The organism is Shigella dysenteriae, from assembly GCF_022354085.1.
In the GTDB taxonomy this organism is placed as follows: domain Bacteria; phylum Pseudomonadota; class Gammaproteobacteria; order Enterobacterales; family Enterobacteriaceae; genus Escherichia; species Escherichia coli.
Window position 1 is genome coordinate 3,738,484 of record NZ_CP055055.1, and the last position, 19,333, is coordinate 3,757,816.

Sequence of the window (19,333 nt, forward strand, 5' to 3'; positions counted from 1 at the left end):
GCACAGAACCGGGTCGGATAAGACGTTTGCGTCGCATCCGACCTGATTGTTTACCCCTGACGCGCCGCTTTCGCCATCATCTTCTTCAGCGCATGAGAAACCGCAACAAAACCAAAGGTGGCGGTCACCATCGTTGCCGCGCCAAATCCAGATGCACAATCCATCCGCTTTGGCCCTTCTGCCGTGGCTTTCATAGCACAAACCGTACCATCTGACTGCGGATACACTAGCGCTTCAGTAGAGAACACGCAATCGACGCCGAGCTTACCTTTACTGTTTTTCACAACGCCAAAATCGCTTTTCAGGCGCTCACGCAACTTCGCCGCCAGCGGGTCCTGAATCGTTTTCGCCAGATCGGTAACCTGAATCTGCGTTGGGTCAATCTGCCCACCCGCGCCACCGGTCGTGACCAGCGGGATTTTATTGCGCCGACAATAAGCAATCAGCGCCGCTTTGGGCCGTACACTATCAATGGCATCAATCACGTACGAATAACCCACGCTCATATGCTGCGCTACGTTATCCGGCGTCACGAAATCATCCACCACCGTTACACGGCACTCCGGGTTAATCTGGCGAATACGCTCCGCCATAACTTCCGCTTTTGCCAGCCCAACGTTATCGCGCAGGGCATGAATTTGCCGATTGGTATTGGTGACGCACACATCATCCATATCGATAAGCGTGATTGCGCCAATCCCCGTGCGCGCCAGCGCTTCCGCCGCCCAGGAACCGACACCGCCAATACCGACCACACAAATATGCGCGTCAGCAAACAGTTGCAGCGCTTTTTCACCATACAGACGCGCTGTGCCACCAAAACGCTGACGCCATGCATCACTAATTACCACAGACATAGCACCTCAGAATTAAAAAGGGCGAGGTTACCCCTCACCCTAAACGCATAAATGCCTGATGCGCTACGCTTATCAGGCCTACATAACTCCTGCAATATTTTGGATTTGCATGATTTGTAGGCCTGATAAGGCGTTCACGCCGCATCCGGCATGAACAACGCGCACTTAGTCAATAATCAGGATGTGAGGTTATCCCTCACCCTGTCATATCCGTAAAAACGGCATACAGAATATCACATCAGCCGCTAAAGACGTTACCTGCGCCCGGAGCCGTTTTCAGCACCCAAACCCGTCCATAGTGGTTGTACCAACCTGCGCGGTGTCCGGCTTCCGGCCCGATCCCTTGATAGATATCGAAGTGTTGGCCTTTGATTGCGCCACCGACATCCAGCGCCACCATCAGACGCAGTTCATACTGACCGTTAAATTTGCCGTTATTATCCAGCAGCGGCACTTCTGCCAGCAAGGTTGTACCTGGCGGAATAATGGAACGATCAGAGGCAACAGAAGCACGGCCAACCAGCGGCACCGCACTTGCCCCTTTCACCGGTGCAAAAGATTGCGGTTTAAAGAAAACGAAAGACGGGTTCTGTTCCAGCAGCTCGCGAACCTCGGCTTCACTGTGCGTTTCGCCCCAGTGACGAATCGCCTGCATCGACATATCTTCTTTTTTCACTTCGCCACGGTCGATCAGCACCTTACCAATGCTGCGATAGGCATGACCGTTTTTCCCTGCATAGCTGAAAAAGTTAAGCGGACTGCCATCACCAAAGTCGATATACCCACTACCCTGCACATCCATAATGAAGTTATCCATCAGGGAGTTACTGTAAGCGAGAATATATTTATCACTCAATGCCCCCGCGTAGATCTCCGCACGAGACGGCAGACGACCACGTTTTGGCGGCATACGGTAAATAGGATACTGGAACTCGCCCTGGCGGGTATGGCGCGCCTGAATTACCGGCGTGTAATAGCCTGTAAACTGCACGTTACCATAGTTGTCGGCACCTTCCATCTGCCAGGCATCAATGCCGAACTGGCGCATATTGCGGGTATCACCGCCTGCGCGCAGCCACTCTTGCACCGCGTTATAAACATTACTCTGGTTGCCATACAGACGCGGTGACGAATTACGGATATGGTTAATTTGCTCGGCAAAATCACCGGCGTTAATCGGCGCGCCAACGGCATCTGGCTGGTTCACCAGAGAGAAAGGCTGGGTAAATTTCCCGTCTTTATATTGCTGTCCGCGATCGGTTGGTTTGGAAGAGCAGGCGGCAAGCATTGCCACAACCGTGCCCATAAGAAGGTACTTTACCCAACGTCCTTTCATTGTTCTCTTCTTCAGGTTAAAAAATAAGGCGCAACGAAGATAACAAACCACCGCGTTTAATGAAATGAGCAGCCTCTCCCTGACGCAAATTTTGCACAAAAAATAGGCTTTAGTGATTTGTTTTTGTTCAAAATCATGCCAAATCCGTGATCGGGGTAAAAAAAAGGTTGCATGAAAACGCGAGCGGAGTATAGTGCGCATCCACGGACGCGGGGTGGAGCAGCCTGGTAGCTCGTCGGGCTCATAACCCGAAGGTCGTCGGTTCAAATCCGGCCCCCGCAACCAATTAAAATTTGATGAAGTAAAGCAGTACGGTGACGCGGGGTGGAGCAGCCTGGTAGCTCGTCGGGCTCATAACCCGAAGGTCGTCGGTTCAAATCCGGCCCCCGCAACCAATCAAATTTGATGAAATAAAGCAGTACGGTGACGCGGGGTGGAGCAGCCTGGTAGCTCGTCGGGCTCATAACCCGAAGGTCGTCGGTTCAAATCCGGCCCCCGCAACCAATTATTGAACACCCTAACGGGTGTTTTTTTGTTTCTGGTCTCCCATAAAAAAGCGCCATTCAGCGCCTTTTTATCATCCCCTTCTCGCCAGCGTCGCCCCATCGGCAAAATACGCTTTAATCCCCGCAAGAATAGACTCCGCAACTTCCTGCTGGAAAGTCGCCGTTTTCAGTTTACGCTCTTCCTCAACGTTACTGATAAACGCCGTTTCGACCAGAATGGAGGGAATATCTGGTGCCTTTAGTACGGCAAACCCGGCCTGTTCAACTTGATTTTTATGCAGCTTGTTGATTTTACCGAGCTTATTCAGCACTGCTTTACCAAACTTCAGGCTGTCGGCAATGGTCAGCGACTGCACCATATCGAACATGGTGTGGTCGACATAGCGGTCACCGCTTTTGCTCACGCCACCAATCAAGTCCGAGGCGTTCTGGGTTTGTGCCAGATATTTTGCCGCAGTACTGGTTGCACCTTTGGTTGAGAGCGCAAACACAGAGGAACCGCTCGGCTGACGACTGGTAAAGGCGTCGGCATGGATAGAGACAAACAGGTCAGCACGCTGTTTCTGGGCTTTTGCTACGCGCACTTGCAACGGAATGAAGATGTCTTCATTGCGCGTCATGTACACCTTCATATTGCCCTCTTTCTCGATCAGAGAGCGCAAACGGCGAGCTATTTGCAATACCACATCTTTTTCGCGCGTTTTGTATTTCCCCACCGCACCGGAGTCTTCGCCGCCGTGGCCAGGGTCGAGCATAATGACAATCGGACGATCGCGCCCGGCCTTGCCTGGCTGTGGGCCACTCTGCGCAGGCGGCACCTGCTTTTCGAGGTCGCCTTTATTGTAATCTTCCAGCAGCGCCAGCAATGGGTCCTGCATGTCCTGAGCATTGGCCGGATAAAGGTCCATCACCAGACGTTCTTTAAACCCGGCGACCGGCGCGAGGGCAAACAGCTGCGGTTTTACGTTTTGCTTTAATTCAAAAACCATCCGTACGGTTTGCGGGTCAAATTGCCCGACGCGCGCCGACTTGATGAACGGGTCGTCTGCACGAATTTGTGCCGCCATCCCCTTGAGTACCGAGTTCAGGTTTACATCTTCGATATCCACCACCACGCGTTCCGGGTTACTCAACGCGAACTGCTTATATTTCAGCTGACGATTTGATTCTACCGTCACGCGGGTGTAGCTGGACGCAGGCCAGACGCGCACCGCCACGACCTGGCTGACCGCAGCCAGGCTGACCTGACTTACGCTCAATAGCCACATGGCACCCGCGCCTTGCAGTAAACGACGACGGCTGATTGCAGTGTTGGATCCTGACATGCCTCTCCCGAGCAAAAGAAATCTAAGCTGTGTAACAAGTAAACGACTAATTTGACCGGAAACTTTAGCGAAAGACGCATAATCTGTCATCTAATAAACGGTAAACATTCTTTTTATATTCACGGCATTACTGATAAAAAAGTCGCTCTCGCATAAAATTTACACTTGCACCCTGCGAAAAAACAGAATAAAAATACAATAATTTCGAATAATCATGCAAAGAGGTGTGCCGTGGTAAAGGAACGTAAAACCGAGCTGGTCGAGGGATTCCGCCATTCGGTTCCCTATATCAATACCCACCGGGGAAAAACGTTTGTCATCATGCTCGGCGGTGAAGCCATTGAGCATGAGAATTTCTCCAGTATCGTTAATGATATCGGGTTGTTGCACAGCCTCGGCATCCGTCTGGTGGTGGTCTATGGCGCACGTCCGCAGATCGACGCAAATCTGGCTGCGCATCACCACGAACCGCTGTATCACAAGAATATACGTGTGACCGACGCCAAAACACTGGAACTGGTGAAGCAGGCTGCGGGAACATTGCAACTGGATATTACGGCTCGCCTGTCGATGAGTCTCAATAACACGCCGCTGCAGGGCGCGCATATCAACGTCGTCAGTGGCAATTTTATTATTGCCCAGCCGCTGGGCGTCGATGACGGCGTGGATTACTGCCATAGCGGGCGTATCCGGCGGATTGATGAAGACGCGATCCATCGTCAACTGGACAGCGGTGCAATAGTGCTAATGGGGCCGGTCGCTGTTTCAGTCACTGGCGAGAGCTTTAATCTGACCTCGGAAGAGATTGCCACTCAACTGGCCATCAAACTGAAAGCTGAAAAGATGATTGGTTTTTGCTCTTCCCAGGGCGTCACTAATGACGACGGTGATATTGTCTCCGAACTTTTCCCTAACGAAGCGCAAGCGCGGGTAGAAGCCCAGGAAGAGAAAGGCGATTACAACTCCGGTACGGTGCGCTTTTTGCGTGGCGCAGTGAAAGCCTGCCGCAGCGGCGTGCGTCGCTGTCATTTAATCAGTTATCAGGAAGATGGCGCGCTGTTGCAAGAGTTGTTCTCACGCGACGGTATCGGTACGCAGATTGTGATGGAAAGCGCCGAGCAGATTCGTCGCGCAACAATCAACGATATCGGCGGTATTCTGGAGTTGATTCGCCCGCTGGAGCAGCAAGGTATTCTGGTACGCCGTTCTCGCGAGCAGCTGGAGATGGAAATCGACAAATTCACCATTATTCAGCGCGATAACACGACTATTGCCTGCGCCGCGCTCTATCCGTTCCCGGAAGAGAAGATTGGGGAAATGGCCTGTGTGGCAGTTCACCCGGATTACCGCAGCTCATCACGGGGCGAGGTTCTGCTGGAACGCATTGCCGCTCAGGCGAAGCAGAGCGGCTTAAGCAAATTGTTTGTGCTGACCACGCGCAGTATTCACTGGTTCCAGGAACGTGGATTTACCCCGGTGGATATTGATTTACTGCCCGAGAGCAAAAAGCAGTTGTACAACTACCAGCGTAAATCCAAAGTGTTGATGGCGGATTTAGGGTAAGCGATGAAAATCGCCGGATGCGGCAGGCGTAACACTCGTGCGTCGCATCCGGCAATTACGTTTATTCCCGCGAACTAAACAACGCCGCCAGACCACTGCGCCGCTCAGTACGAGTGGCGATTGCCGCACTTAATATACGCTCATCGGCATACAGCGACAGACGGCGACGCGCGCGGGTCACCGCGGTGTATACCAGCTCTCGCGTTACTACCGGCGTGCGTTGGCTCGGTAAAATCAACGCCGCATGGTCGAACTCCGATCCCTGCGATTTATGTACCGTCATCGCCCACGTAGTTTCGTGCTCTGGCAAGCGACTCGGTTGCACAGACTTAATATTGCCGTCCGGCATCGCAAACCAGACGCGCGTCCCCTGCCCGCGATCCAGCGCAATACCGATATCGCCATTAAACAACCCAAGCGCGCTGTCATTACGGGCAATCATCACCGGTCGGCCTTCGTACCAACGAGAGTGCGGATTACGATGAATTTTGCGCTTCTGTTGCATAAACTGCTCAATTCGCTCATTCAGTCCAGCCACGCCAAATGGCCCTTCCCGCAGGGCGCACAAAAGCTGGTACTCATTGAACGCCTGAATGATTAAATCCGGCTCGGCACGCGCTTGCAGCAGATCCAGATAACGTCCGTAACCCGCAAGAGCTTCCTCAAGCATCGCAATATAATCTTCGCCGCTCTGTAAAAGTCGTTTTTCGATATCAGTAAAATCCTGCTGAAAAACGGTTTTCACTGCCGTTTTATCACCACGGTTGATCGCCGCAGCTAACTGACCAATGCCAGAATCGCTGCCGAAACGATAGCTTTTTTGCAGCAGGCAGAGACTGTCGCGCAAAGATGCCGCTTCTGTGCCAGTTCCTGCCGGAACGTGAGTCCCCGTCAGGCGGCTTAGCTGCCTGGCACGCTCGGCGGTAAAGCCCGCGTTGGCATAAACGCAGATATCGCCCAGCACAGCCCCAGCCTCAACCGAGGCCAGTTGATCACGATCGCCGAGAAAGATCACTCGCGCATGATCGGGCAAGGCGTCGATCAGTCTCGACATCATAGGCAGATCGATCATTGACGCTTCATCTACCACCAGCACATCAAGATGCAGCGGGTTACCGGCATGATGACGTAAACGCTGGCTACCCGGCTGCGCGCCCAGCAATCGGTGCAAAGTGCTGGCATCTTCCGGAATGCGTTTCTTTTGTTCATCGGTCAGCGGTAACTGTCGCAAAGCCTTGCCGAGAGATTCGGTTAAGCGCGCGGCAGCTTTACCCGTTGGTGCAGCCAGACGGATACGGCAGCGTTCGCCGTCTGCCATTTGAATTAACGCTGCCAGCAACTTCGCTACGGTGGTCGTTTTACCGGTGCCAGGGCCGCCGGAAATCACCGAGATCCGCCGCGTCAGCGCCACTGCCGCCGCAACTTTTTGCCAGTTAATTTCATCGCCAGTCGGAAAGAGTTTATCCAGGGTTTGCGCCAACAAGGCTTCATCCACCTCGATGGCATGATTCACCTCATTGAAGAAGCGCGCTACCGTCCGCTCGTTACACCACATGCGATTCAAATAAAGACGATCGTCACAGAGGATCATCGGCGTGGGTTCATCTCCCCTGCTGACCGCTTGAGAAGCCAACAAGCATTCTTCCCAATTTTGTAGCTCACCGATTTCACTGACACAGGTCGCCAACAGCGGATGCGACGCCTCGTTATTTTCCAGTCGTGAAAGCGGCAAACAAACGTGTCCCTCTCCGGCATCATGACTTAACAGTGCCGCCGCGATGGTGACGGCAGGATGTTCATCTCCCGCCACGGTCAGGGCAAATTGCACATCCAGCGGGCGTAGCTGTTTGTGCTCCACAGCTTCCAGTAATTGCTTTTGCAATTTCATTACGCCTCCTCCAGGGTCATACCGGCAAACATCTCATCCATCAGGGCAATCAACCCGGCGTTGGGTCGGGTTGTGTAAATCCCCTGTTGCGGATGTTCTTTATCAACGCCACGCAGGAACAGATAAATAACGCCGCCAAAGTGGCGCTCATAGTCGTAATCAGCAATGCGATGGCGCAGATAACGATGCAGCGCCAGGGTATAAAGCTGATATTGCAGATCATAGCGGTGTGCCTGCATTGCCGCCGCCATAGCCTGTTGGGTGTAAGCCGAACTGTCTTCACCCAACCAGTTGGATTTATAGTCAAGCAGGTAATAACGCCCTTCGTGGCGGAACACCAGGTCGATAAAGCCTTTTAACATGCCACGTACCTGCATGAACTCCAGCGGCGGGCAGCCTGCGGATAGCGGGTCAAACTGGCGGATTAACGTATCAAGCTGACTGGCGATAAGCGGTTCACTAATCGGCAGATAAAACTCCATCTCCACCTGTTTATCGCGGTCGGAAAGCTGACTCAGGCTAACACCCGTTTCATTGAGAGGTGCCTGGAGGACAGCCGTGATCCACTCGGTCAACACCGGTTCCCACTGCGATTCAAAGCCGCCGAGTTCCAGTTTTTCCTGTACCCAGTTCGGGTCAACCGGCTGGGTAAAATCGAGGTCTTCAAACAAACTGTGCAAGAATGTCCCCGGTGACGCACCGCGCGGGAACTGATGCGGTGTTAACGTCGGTTCTTCAACGACGCTGACCACGCCTGCGGCATCAACATCCAGCCGTGGCATCAGATCCTGAGCGATACCGTGACCACGCTGCTGCAAGCCGGAGTAGCTGGTGACACGCCAGTTATCGCCGGGCAATCGTTGTAGCGTCCTCGCATTCAGTTCTGCAGTTAAAGCATCATTAACCTGCCAGGGCTGGTTATCACCAGTTTGTGCCGTTTGCCAGGCAATATCATCATCGCATAACGCTTCAATACAGGTGCGAAGCCCTGCCGCATCTTGCGGTTCCCCTTTTTGCAGCAAACGCCCGAGCGCACTTTGGTGGACGTCGGTGTCACCTTTTTTATCGCCACGACGGCGCACCAGCGGTGCAACGCCGAGACTACAATGCCAAACCGAACGCGTCAGCGCCACGTAAAGCAAACGCAGATCTTCCGCCAGACGTTCGGCCTCCGCGAGATCGACACTTTCTGGCGCAGCGTTAAGATCCAGAACAGCCTCAAACGAGTGGCGATCGTGATAAAACGCCTGATCCTGGACGCGGAAATTGGTAATAAATGGCAACCAGACAAGCGGATATTCCAGCCCTTTCGATTTATGGATCGTGACAATCTGTACCAGATGTTTATCACTTTCGAGGCGCATTTGTTGGCTGGAGGCATTACTGTCTGGCTCGAGGATATGTTGCGATAACCAGCGTACCAGCGCATGTTCACTTTCCAGCAGCGTTCCGGCTTCTTGTAGCAGTTCGCTGATATGCAAGATATCGGTAAGTCGCCGCTCACCGCCTGCCGTTGCCAGCAAGTTTTCTGCAATGTTACGCGCCGACATCAGCGCCCGCAGCATCGGCATAACGCCACGTTTGCGCCAGATTTGCCGATAACCATCGAACTCTTCGACTACCGCATCCCACGCATGTTCGTCATTGTTCAGCGTTTCAATATCCAGCGCATTCAGCCCCATCATTGACGTTGCCAGCGCACTGCGCAGAGTGTTCTCACGTTCGGGCGTCATCACCGCCTGCAACAACCAAAGCATCTCCTGCGCTTCCAGAGTTTCAAAAACACTGTCGCGGTTCGAAAGGTAAACGGAAGGGATTTCCAGCAACGTTAAGGCATCGCGCACCTGGGCGGCCTCCTGGCGGCTGCGCACCAGCACACTGATGTCCGAAGCACGCACCGGACGCGCGTCGTCGCCGTTCATCAGCAACGCTTCGCCCCGCTGTCCGGCTTGTAGCCAGTCGCGGATTTGCGCAGCACATACCTGCGCCATGGTACTTTGATAATCGCCAACGCCGCAGCTTTCGCCTTCCATCAGCCACATTTTCATCGCAGGCTGCGTTTCACCTTTAAAGACAAAACGTAACGCCTGATTTTTCCCGGCTGATTTCACTGGAATAAACGGTATTTCGCGAAACATGAACGCGTCATCAGTCTGGCTGAAAAGCTTGTTCACGCTGTTCACCATTCCTGGTGCGGAACGCCAGTTGGTGTCTAAAGTGTAGTGGGCGTGAACTTCGCTACGCGCCTTCATATAAGTGAAGATATCCGCACCCCGGAATGCATATATGGCCTGTTTCGGGTCGCCAATCAGCAACAATGCGGTTTCCGGCTGATGGTGCCAGATACGGCGAAAAATTCGGTACTGCTGGGGGTCGGTATCCTGAAATTCATCGATCATTGCCACCGGGAATCGCGTACGGATCGCCGCTGCCAACACCTCGCCGCTTTCGCTACGCAGCGCGGAATCGAGCCGACTTAACATGTCATCAAAACCCAATTCGCCACGGCGGCGTTTCTCACGCGCTACTGTTTCGCGGATCTCAGCCAATGCGCGGGTGATCACCAGATCGCGGATCGACAATGGTTCTGCAAGCAGTTGATCGATCGCCTCAAACAGTGGATGTCGTGGGGTTTCCCCCCCGGCCTTCGTGCGATCTTCTAAGAAACGCTGGGAGAATTTTTCCAGCGACTCCGGCAACTGATAACTGTTTGTCTCTTCTTCTGCCCAGGCGCTGATCTTGTCGATCCATTTAGCCTGATTGCTACGGTTAAACTTGCGTCGATCAATACCAGAAGATTCGATCAGCGCATCCAGTTCACCCACTGCGTCGCGCCACTGCTGTTTTACCGTATCAATACGCGCCACAATTTGCGCGTGACGGGAAGCCAGCGTTTCATCATCGGGCGGCGGTGCTTTGATAACCGGCGCTTCGCCTTGCAGATAACGATTAATATCGCGCAGCAACGCCTGCGGCCCTTTCCAGGTTTCAAAGACGACCTGGGCTATTTCACGAGGCAGCGGGTAGCAGTGGCGACGCCAGAAATCGGCGCAGGCCTGGTAGCGTAGCAGAGACTCATCTTCAATCAGCTGCTGCTCAAACAGCATGCCGGATTCAAAGGCATTCAGGTTGAGCATGCGCTGGCAAAAGCCGTGAATAGTAAAGACTGCCGCTTCATCCATCTGCCGTTCGGCTAACAACAACCACTGCGCGGCTTGCGCTTTATCGTCGATCTCTTCCAGCAGGCGTTCGTACAGTGGATTGTCGGTGGTTTCACGCAGACAGGCGATGCGCAACTCGTGGATATTGCTACGGATACGACCGCGCAATTCTGCCGTGGCAGCCTCGGTAAAGGTGACCACCAGCAGTTCTTCAACGGTCAGCGGGCGGGGAAAGGCGGCGGAACCGCCTAGTCCAAGTAACAGGCGCAAATAGAGCGCCGCAATCGTAAAGGTTTTGCCTGTGCCGGCAGAGGCTTCAATCAGGCGCTCGCCCTGTAAGGGCAAGCGCAAAGGATCTAGTGTCTCGGCGACATCACTCATTCTTTTCACTCATCAGGGGCATTGTTTGCTGCAACGCGCTGACGTTCTCCCACACTTTCCAGCCTTCAGGATGCACATATTCGGCTTTCCCGTTCTGGCTGCCGGAAATCTGCGACAGAATAGCCATGCCTTGCGGCTCGACCACCGCCTGATGGAAGAAATCAGCAAGTTTTTGCGGCGTCAGCAGTTTTATCTGGGCCACGATTTTATCACGCGAATCGAAGCGCATATTGCCGCGATCGAAATCTTTACTTAACTTCGATGCTTCTTCGCCGAGCGTTTGCGGTGCCTGCAGCATCTGGGTAATTACCGCCTGCTGGATTTGCGCAAACTCATCTGGCTTCATCGCTCGCAATTTTGCCTCTGCGGTTGGGAAAAACGCCTTGTAACGCTCCCACAAGAATGAAGGCTGTTTATCATTGCTTTGCAAAAGGAAGCCCATGCCCCACTGACGCCCCACGCTCATTGGAAACGCAAACACGGCATAGCCCAATTGTTCTTCGGTACGCAACTGATTGTAGAACCACGGCTGTACGATCTGCCCCAACAGAGAGCTATAGGCTGAGCTGGTGTATTCATCGTAGCCAGTCGGTACAAATACCGCTGCCAGTGCGGAGTCGGTGCTGTTACCGGCTTTTTCAAAGATGACGGATTGTTTTTTATCGACCACTACATCTTTGTTTCGACACCACTCTGACCCATCAGCGCCCAACTGTTTTTGCACATCGCGTGCCAGCGTTGTTGCCTGGGCCTCGGTCATGTTGCCGATAACCATAAACTCTGGTCGAGCCCCTGATTTTAAGGCGTCGCGATAGGCCAGCACCTCTTTCAAAGTAATGGAGGGCAAAATTTTGCGCCGTTCATCTCGCGAGAAGTACGGCACTTGCGAGAGCATCTGCGCGGGCATAATCGCCTGCTCGAACGCTTTGCCCTTTTCTGCGGAATCCATCATCTGGTTATACCAGGACTTCGCTTGCTCAAGCTGATCTTCCGTAGCGGTATAGCTAAAGTACCCCTCGAGCAATGCCTGGAACAGCTGCGGCAGGCGCTGGGTGTAACCATTGGCATTAACCATAAGGCCGTTGTTAGCGTTGGTGGAAAAACTTATGCCACCAACCGACGCCTGGTTGCTTAACTGATCAAGCGCCAGCCCTGCGAGATAATCATTGAGCGCAAACATCACCTGATTGCGGGCGCTGTCCATGGCTTTCGGATTACGCAAAATCAGGCTGACATCAGCTTTGGGTTCGCTGGAAAAATAACGGCTTGGCGCATACACCACGCGCAGATTCGACTCATCAACAATCAGCTCTGGATGGTCATATTTCTTGTCTGACTTAATCAGCGAGAAATCGTCAGGAATATAGGGGTTAAGCTCCGGTAAGGAGAGCGCAATATTGGCAGATTTTTGCTGCCAGTCAGCGAAAGTTTGTTCGCTGATTTTATCGACCTGATACGGCGCATCGACAAAATAAGCCGTTTTATTGTGCGGCTCTTTCGGGCTGATATACCAGATACGCGCATTCTGCGGCGTCATCATCGCCAGACGTTCTTTTACTGCTTTAGCATCGTACCGATCGGCAATATTGACTGCATCCAGCGTATGCTCAACCGGAACGCGAATCATGGTATCTGCCAGCCATTCGACGTAATCCATATCACGGGTGATTGACGGATAACGGAAGTCTATATCCAGCACATTCGCCAGTTCATCGAAGTATTGTTTATCGATCCCTTTTTCACGTAACAGATTGAGGTAGCTAAAAATGGCCGCCACAACCTGATCGCGATTCGCCAGACCTTTATCGGTTAAAGACGCAGAGATCGCTAATACACCGCTGTTGCCGTTGACGATAGGATCGGAGTTGGCGCTAATGCCCTCAACTAATCCCTGCTTTTGCAGCCAGTCAGAAAGTGTACCTGGGCTGCGATTACCAATCAGATAGGTAATCAATTCATCCGTTTTACTGCGGAACTTCGCTGAGTTGTTATCGATGCGAAACTCAACGCGCAGAACTTTACGCGGCAGCGCTGGGACGTAATGAATGATAATGCCCTTTTGGGCGTCGGTGACTACCGGCACGGTAATTTCCGGTTTTTTGCTCTCTTTGTTCGGCACGCGACCAAAAGTGTCCGCCGCCATTTTTGCCAACTCCGACAGCGGTTTATTACTGTAAATAACCGCCTTCATCAGATTGGCGGAATAGTACTTCTCGTGGAAATCTTTCAGCGCCTGCTGCACCGGATTACCAGGTTTGTCGCTTAAAGTTTCGAGGTTACCACCAGAAAACTTTGAACCGGGGTGTGCCGGGTTAATGGTTTCCGCGCTGACTTGTGCCATGCGCATCCCGTCACGCGTACGCGCCATGGTTAATTCGGCATTCACCGCATTACGCTCACGTTCGGCGTATTTCTTGTCGAGCAAGGGTTCTGCAATAGCATCGGCCAGGCGGTCTACCGCACCGGGCAAGGCGTCGTTCTCAACTTCCAGATAGAAAGCCGTGCGATACGGCGCAGTGCTGGCATTGTGACTACCGCCGTGCATTTTGAGATATTCGGCCAGACTGTCAGCCTGCGGGTACTTTTTCGACCCCATCAGACTCATATGTTCAAGGTAATGTGCCAGCCCCTGGTACGCCTCGGGATCTTCCAGCGACCCAACGGGCACCACCAGCGCCGATAGCGATTTAACTGCCTGCGGATCAGAAACCAGCAAGACCACCATACCGTTATCCAGACGTATAGCCTGATACTGGCGGTTATCTTTATCACTTTTACGGATGGTTTCCTGAATCAGCTGCCATCCCGTTTCTGCCTGACTTAAGGGTGCCCAAAGGGCAACTAACAACAATAATGCTTTGAACCAGGTGCTGCGGGGCATTCACGGACCTCATAATCAACTTTATTTTCTGGCCAGATTCAACAGGTTAACGCAAATCATCTGCCAGAATTTAATCTTGTGCTGCACGAGTCAGCCTATGTTTATATAACCATCAGTCCGTGACTGGTGCGCATCATAAAGTAAGCGGATAGATTGCGCAATTTTTATACAGCGCTCATGACTGATTAAAGCGAAACAGCGGTAACAGGAAACGTTGCGACTGTTCAACGATGGCCTCCATTGTCTCTGGTGTTAATTGCCGCCAGAGCCTTTGATACCAGATATCATCACCTTCGCCACGCACCATCATGTTGCCTTCGTAAGCCTGAAGGAATTTCGTACGGGCTTTTTGCAACGTGGAATCGTCATCCAGCATGGCATCGTTTTGCGCGTCATAACAGGTTTTTAGCCACGCGCCGCCACTTTCAGGTAACACCAGCAATGGCGCGGACATCCCTTCACGATATCCCTCAATCAGTTGTGAGAGGTAATGCAAAGCCTGTTCGGCTGCAAGCGGCGGAAAACGCCACTCGCCGTCTTTGCGTAGAAAAAGGCGACTTTCACCATTACCACCGCTGGCACAGTAGACAAGGTGTTCCAGCCAAAGTTGCATTCCCTGCGCCACACTTAATAAAGAGGGACGCCAGCGCAACAGGCCATCCGACTGCACCTGCGGCAACCAGCCAGTTATCTGCACACCGTTGCAGGCGAGATCAATTTCCATACTCTGCCCCGGCTGGCGACAGGCAATGACTCTGTCGGCAAGCTGCTGCATCTCCTGGCACTGTGTTTCCCAGAAAATTTCACCAAAAGCGCCATACGGTAAATCCCCTGCCGCCCGGAAGCGACGGAACAAGCGTTCGGCATCATCCTGCTCAACCAGTGCATTCAATAACTGCTGATTGATTTGATAACGGCTAAGTCCTTCCAGAATAAATGGCTCGGTGTCGGGGATTTCGCTGTCTTCAGTACGGAAGTTCACCTGCAAACGCATCTGGAAGAACGCCCGCACCGGATGTGCCCAGAATCGTTGTAGCGTTTCCAGCGGCACGGTTTCCGGTAAGGTAAACGGCAGCGGCTGAACAAATTCAGAATGTGCTTTACCAGCCTGGCTGGCCGCAGGTAGCCATTCACGAGCATAGCTTTGTCGTTCGCCTGGCTGGTAGTTTTGTGGATCAAACGGCATCCGGGTATGGAGGCAAGTAAGATGCGCTTTTACCCTTGCCTCGCTTTCATCACAGTTGAGCGCTTCATCGCCCGGTAGATAATGACTTTGCCCGATGTAGTCGATCAGTTCCTGCACCAGTACCGACGGGAAACGTTCACTGTTATCCTGAATGGAGCGCCCGATATAGCTGATATAGAGTTTTTGCTGCGCGGAAATTAACGCTTCCAGGAACAGGTAGCGGTCGTCATCGCGACGGCTACGGTCGCCACGCTTCGGTTTCTGGCTCATCAGGTCAAAGCCCAATGGCGCAAGCTGACGTGGATAAACGCCGTCGTTCATTCCCAGCAGGCAAACCACTTTGAACGGAATTGAACGCATTGGCATCAGAGTACAAATGTTAACCGGCCCGGCGAGAAAACGCTGGCTGATACGTTCTTGATCCAGGCGCTGTGCCAGTTCATCACGCAATAGTGACAGCGGCACCGCGTCGCCATACTGCGCACCTAAACCTTCGGCGATAATCGCCTGCCATTGTTGTTCGATCAGCGTCATCGCCGCTTCGGTTTCCGCATCCGGCAGGAAGAAGGCGTTGAGCATATCGCGACAAACCGGCAACCACTCTTCCAGCGGACGCTCCTGTGCCAGCCCGCGACGCCAGATGTTTAGCTGCATTAGCAGTGAAGCCAGATGCCCCACCAGTTCTGCAATTAAGCCGCTCGATTCATCATAAGGTAGAACCGATTGCCACTCGCCCTGCGCGCTCTCCATCGCGTAACCCAGCAACATGCGCGTCAGGCCAAACCGCCAGGTGTGTTGACCGGTAGCGGGGAGTTCCAGCTCGCGAACGTTGTCGTCATCTATCCCCCAACGAATGCCGGACTCGTTGACCCACTGGCGTAAATAACGCAGCCCTTCTTCGGTGATGTCAAACCGCGCCGCCAGCACCGGCACATCCAGCAGCGCCAGCACATCCTCTGACACAAAGCGACTGTCAGGCAGTGATAACAGGCTGATAAACGCTTCCAGTACCGGATGTGACTGCCGCGCCCGACGGTCGGAAATGGCGTAAGGCAGGTAACGATCCGCAGGTGCGCTACCAAACACAGCCTGAATAAACGGACTGTAGCTGTCGATGTCGGCCACCATCACGATGATGTCGCGCGGAGTAAGTGTCGGGTCTTCCTCCAGCATCGCCAGCAGGCGATCGTGCAAAACTTCAACTTCACGCTGCGGGCTATGGCAAACGTGGAAGGTGATACTGCTATCCAGTGGATCAAGCGGGCGTTTGTTATCGCTACGGGAAAACTCTTCGATGTTCACACCAGCAACGGCGCGGTTTTCCAGTTCCAGAATGTCAGACTGAATGTTATGCAGCAGGTTATCTGGCGTGACATCGACAAAGGCGTCCAGCTCCTGGCTGCTCTCCAGGTCAGAAAGGAGATAAATGTAGTCGCGCCCAAGCTTACCCCATGAAGCCAGCAGCGGGTTGCCGACATCCTGTTCACCATCGCTGTTAAAGAGCTGCCCGGCATTTTCGCTGTCGCGAAATAGCGGTAATTCGCGATCTTCAAAACTGTGTCGGCGCTGGCGAGTCAGTAGTTTCGCCAGATAAGCAGGATCTTTAATATCGCCCCAGTAATAACGGCAGGGGTTGGTAAACAGGAGATGGATTTCAATATGTTTACCCAGCGCCTGGAGCGCCTGGAGATAAACAGGCGGTAACGCGGAAATACCGCATATAAAGACGCGCGAAGGTAACCCCGGCGGGCAGGTCGTAGCGGACTCCAGCGTTTCGATAAAGCGCTGATAGAGATTGGCGCGGTGCCAACGCGGTTGTCCGAGTTCATGTGTATATTCCACCAGCGCCTTCCACAACGGCGCTTGCCAGGCCTGTGCCTCTCCCAGCCCTTCAACCAAATGTCCTGTTTCCCACTGTGCCAGCCAGTCCGGACGATAGACCAGATACTGGTCAAACAGGTCCGCCGCTTTTGAGGAAAGCTGGAACAGTTTTCGCTTGTCGCTATCGTCAGTCAGATAATGCCGCAACAGGGTAAAGTCTTCGCGCTCCAGCAATTGCGGCAGCAGAGTCATCAGTTTCCAGCTCATGCTCTGTTTGTTAAAGGCGCTCTCTTTGGGGATCTCCGGTAACACCCGGACGAACATATCCCAGATAAAGCTCGCAGGCAGCGGAAAATCAATGTTTGCCGCAATACCAAACTTTTGCGACAGGGTCATTTGCAGCCACTGTGCCATACCGGTACTTTGCACCAGAATCATCTCTGGTTCGAAAGGATCGTCCAGCCGTTCGCGTTCGACAATAAACTCCATCAACGCTTCCAGCACGTCCAGACGATTGGAATGGTAGACCCTTAACATAGCGGCTCCTGACTACTGACGATTCGGGCAATGCAGGCGGGTCATCTCGCCTGCTCTGCCCCCGGGTGAAACTAGCGTAACGCTGATGCTGACACATCCCGCCTGCGATGTCTGCATTCGGTTGACCTGCCAGTTGGCAGGTGGCGAAATCGCGCGCAGTTGCGTTTGCTGCCAACCATGCCGCCAGAGCTGTTGGTACTGGTTTCTGCTGGCAAGACTGTTCATTAATGTTCGCTGGAAACCCGATAACGCAGTGACAATCACCACCATCAACACCATCGCCAACATTACCTCCGGCAGGCTAAAGCCTTGTTGATTCTTCAGGGAAGCTGACATAACGCCCCCTCTTTCAGCGGACAAAAATCGCTCCAGCCGCGTGGCGAAAAAACAATGTTTCCATCGATGACTTCACCTGTTCGCCACAACGAAACGCCTTCATAACCGGCAATCAATAAGGCTTCATTATCTGCCAGTAAACGCAAACAAACCCGGGCATCGGTTCCAGCGTACTGCGAGCACTGAACTGCTGGCTGCGTCTGCCATGAGTGCATTTTTCCCCACGCCAGCGCCGACTGAACGATGGCCTGGCGGCGCAATGAGTGACTTTCCATGCTCACGCGAGAGGCAAAACTGCGATCCTGTTGGCTCATTCCTTGTAATAGCAAGCTACCCAAAACCAGCAGCATCAGGACCAGAGCCAGTGACGAAACACCCTTTTCGCGGTTCACAGGTTGAATCCTGTCACGCTATAGCTGGCATCCACCACGGTTTGCGGTTCAGACTTACTGGCAGCACGCATATTAACCGTCAACACCGGCGAGAAGCCGCTGACATCCTGACGTACGACCTGAAAAGTGTCGATAATGATGGCATCCGGATTAGTGACTTTATCCCAGCCCTTACCTTCACAGGATGTCGCACCGCGTAGCGTTTCCAGCACATGCTCCTTCAGACGAAATCCAATCTGGTCGGACTCTTTTACCGGTTCGCGATCCCAGATACCGTTACTGTTCGCATCCCACTGCACAATGATACAGTCACCCTGTCCGACAATTTCCAGCCCTTCGCCGGTACAGCTGCCATGACAATAACCCGCCCTCTGGAGATGCTTCGCGACGGTAAATACCCGCAGCCAGATTTCATCTTCCAGCGCCAGCTTACGGGTGCCCGTTAAACTTTCACGCTGTAACGCAGGCAGAAAGCGTGCAGCCCCCAGCAACAATACGCTACTGATCGCCATAGCAATCAACACTTCCAGCAGAGAAAAACCTTGCTCTTTTACAGGCATCCTTCTGTTTCTCCTTGCTGACAAAGCCGGAGTCTTCCCCACGGCGAAACCACCAGCCACCACTCGCCCGTTGTGTTTTTGAAGCGAATATGCCCGGCCCATGCGGTATTGCGCAGGCCAAAGAAAGCAAGCGAAGGTGTCAGGTCGCTCATTTCGACTTCGGGCCAGCGTGGCACAAAGACCAATGGTGAACTGCCATGACAAGTATTCGCCCCAGCAGCGGAACTCACAAGGCACCATAACGTCCCCTCCCTGATAACGCTGATACTGTGGTCGCGGTTATGCCAGTTGGCATCTTCACGTAAATAGAGCAAATAGTCTCGCGCCTGGCTGGCGGTTTGCCATAGCCGTTGCGACTGCTGCCAGTATTGCCAGCCATAGAGTCCACTTGCACTTAGCATGACCAAAATCAGCATCGCGACCAGCGTTTCAATCAGCGTATAACCACGTTGTGTTTTCATGCCGGCAGTATGGAGCAAGGAGAAAAAAAGACGAGGGCCAGTTTCTATTTCTTCGGCGCATCTTCCGGACTATTTACGCCGTTGCAGGACGTTGCAAAATTTCGGGAAGGTGTCTCGAAGAATTTAACGGAGGGTAAAAAAA

Annotated in this window: 12 protein-coding genes and 3 tRNA genes; 4 read left to right on the plus strand and 11 right to left on the minus strand. The window is 53.1% G+C overall.

The window, feature by feature from the left end:
* Positions 1-50 precede the first annotated feature (50 nt).
* Positions 51-857 carry a tRNA cyclic N6-threonylcarbamoyladenosine(37) synthase TcdA gene (gene tcdA, locus HUZ68_RS17880; RefSeq protein WP_021577868.1) on the minus strand — a complete coding sequence of 269 codons (807 nt, stop codon included), beginning with the start codon at positions 855-857 and terminating at the stop codon, positions 51-53.
* A 238-nt stretch (positions 858-1,095) separates the two neighbouring features.
* Complete coding sequence (gene mltA, locus HUZ68_RS17885) at positions 1,096-2,193, minus strand: murein transglycosylase A (RefSeq protein WP_000678646.1); 1,098 nt, start codon at positions 2,191-2,193, stop codon at positions 1,096-1,098.
* A 208-nt stretch (positions 2,194-2,401) separates the two neighbouring features.
* Here mltA and HUZ68_RS17890 point away from each other — a divergent pair.
* The 3 genes from HUZ68_RS17890 (at position 2,402) to HUZ68_RS17900 (ending at position 2,697) form a co-directional block, all read left to right on the plus strand.
* Positions 2,402-2,478, plus strand: a tRNA-Met gene (locus tag HUZ68_RS17890).
* A 33-nt stretch (positions 2,479-2,511) separates the two neighbouring features.
* A tRNA-Met gene (locus tag HUZ68_RS17895) sits at positions 2,512-2,588 on the plus strand.
* Between the two features lie 32 nt (positions 2,589-2,620).
* Positions 2,621-2,697, plus strand: a tRNA-Met gene (locus HUZ68_RS17900).
* 73 nt (positions 2,698-2,770) lie between these two features.
* On the opposite strand, the gene amiC is transcribed toward HUZ68_RS17900, so the two are convergent.
* Positions 2,771-4,024: an N-acetylmuramoyl-L-alanine amidase AmiC gene (amiC, locus tag HUZ68_RS17905; RefSeq protein ID WP_000016907.1), complete on the minus strand. Its 1,254-nt coding sequence runs from the start codon at positions 4,022-4,024 to the stop codon at positions 2,771-2,773.
* Positions 4,025-4,255: 231 nt separating this feature from the next.
* On the opposite strand from amiC, the gene argA reads away from it, so the two are divergent.
* Positions 4,256-5,587, plus strand: a complete 1,332-nt coding sequence (gene argA / locus HUZ68_RS17910; protein ID WP_000237947.1) for an amino-acid N-acetyltransferase — start codon at positions 4,256-4,258, stop codon at positions 5,585-5,587.
* Between the two features lie 61 nt (positions 5,588-5,648).
* Here argA and recD read toward each other — a convergent pair whose 3' ends face one another.
* From recD to HUZ68_RS17950, 8 genes are all read right to left on the minus strand, one after another.
* Entirely contained in the window at positions 5,649-7,475 is a 1,827-nt protein-coding gene (gene recD, locus HUZ68_RS17915) for an exodeoxyribonuclease V subunit alpha (protein WP_129949029.1), read from the minus strand.
* Complete coding sequence (gene recB, locus HUZ68_RS17920; RefSeq protein ID WP_239593943.1) at positions 7,475-11,017, minus strand: exodeoxyribonuclease V subunit beta; 3,543 nt, start codon at positions 11,015-11,017, stop codon at positions 7,475-7,477. Before recB ends, recD begins: the two co-directional genes overlap by 1 nt.
* Entirely contained in the window at positions 11,010-13,898 is a 2,889-nt protein-coding gene (ptrA, locus tag HUZ68_RS17925) for a pitrilysin (protein WP_239593944.1), read from the minus strand. The genes recB and ptrA overlap by 8 nt, the downstream gene beginning before the upstream one ends.
* A 175-nt stretch (positions 13,899-14,073) precedes the next feature.
* Positions 14,074-17,442: an exodeoxyribonuclease V subunit gamma gene (gene recC, locus HUZ68_RS17930; RefSeq protein ID WP_239593945.1), complete on the minus strand. Its 3,369-nt coding sequence runs from the start codon at positions 17,440-17,442 to the stop codon at positions 14,074-14,076.
* 12 nt (positions 17,443-17,454) lie between these two features.
* Positions 17,455-17,778: a prepilin-type N-terminal cleavage/methylation domain-containing protein gene (locus tag HUZ68_RS17935; RefSeq protein ID WP_059320681.1), complete on the minus strand. Its 324-nt coding sequence runs from the start codon at positions 17,776-17,778 to the stop codon at positions 17,455-17,457.
* The gene (locus HUZ68_RS17940; RefSeq protein WP_239593946.1) at positions 17,763-18,170 is read right to left on the minus strand and encodes a DUF2509 family protein; all 408 of its coding nucleotides are present in this window, start codon (positions 18,168-18,170) and stop codon (positions 17,763-17,765) included. Before HUZ68_RS17940 ends, HUZ68_RS17935 begins: the two co-directional genes overlap by 16 nt.
* Complete coding sequence (locus tag HUZ68_RS17945; protein WP_001144297.1) at positions 18,167-18,730, minus strand: prepilin peptidase-dependent protein; 564 nt, start codon at positions 18,728-18,730, stop codon at positions 18,167-18,169. The genes HUZ68_RS17940 and HUZ68_RS17945 overlap by 4 nt, the downstream gene beginning before the upstream one ends.
* On the minus strand, positions 18,721-19,191 hold the full coding sequence (locus HUZ68_RS17950) for a prepilin peptidase-dependent protein (protein ID WP_001625815.1): 471 nt from the start codon (positions 19,189-19,191) through the stop codon (positions 18,721-18,723). Before HUZ68_RS17950 ends, HUZ68_RS17945 begins: the two co-directional genes overlap by 10 nt.
* Positions 19,192-19,333: the final 142 nt, after the last annotated feature.

What these genes read in the sequence shown, in the direction of transcription:
- tcdA (WP_021577868.1), bottom strand. Translation starts at nt 857, where the DNA reads ATGTCTGTGGTAATTAGTGATGCATGGCGTCAGCGTTTTGGTGGCACA.
- mltA (WP_000678646.1), bottom strand. Translation starts at nt 2,193, where the DNA reads ATGAAAGGACGTTGGGTAAAGTACCTTCTTATGGGCACGGTTGTGGCA.
- amiC (WP_000016907.1), bottom strand. Translation starts at nt 4,024, where the DNA reads ATGTCAGGATCCAACACTGCAATCAGCCGTCGTCGTTTACTGCAAGGC.
- recD (WP_129949029.1), bottom strand. Translation starts at nt 7,475, where the DNA reads ATGAAATTGCAAAAGCAATTACTGGAAGCTGTGGAGCACAAACAGCTA.
- recB (WP_239593943.1), bottom strand. Translation starts at nt 11,017, where the DNA reads ATGAGTGATGTCGCCGAGACACTAGATCCTTTGCGCTTGCCCTTACAG.
- ptrA (WP_239593944.1), bottom strand. Translation starts at nt 13,898, where the DNA reads ATGCCCCGCAGCACCTGGTTCAAAGCATTATTGTTGTTAGTTGCCCTT.
- recC (WP_239593945.1), bottom strand. Translation starts at nt 17,442, where the DNA reads ATGTTAAGGGTCTACCATTCCAATCGTCTGGACGTGCTGGAAGCGTTG.
- HUZ68_RS17935 (WP_059320681.1), bottom strand. Translation starts at nt 17,778, where the DNA reads ATGTCAGCTTCCCTGAAGAATCAACAAGGCTTTAGCCTGCCGGAGGTA.
- HUZ68_RS17945 (WP_001144297.1), bottom strand. Translation starts at nt 18,730, where the DNA reads ATGCCTGTAAAAGAGCAAGGTTTTTCTCTGCTGGAAGTGTTGATTGCT.
- HUZ68_RS17950 (WP_001625815.1), bottom strand. Translation starts at nt 19,191, where the DNA reads ATGAAAACACAACGTGGTTATACGCTGATTGAAACGCTGGTCGCGATG.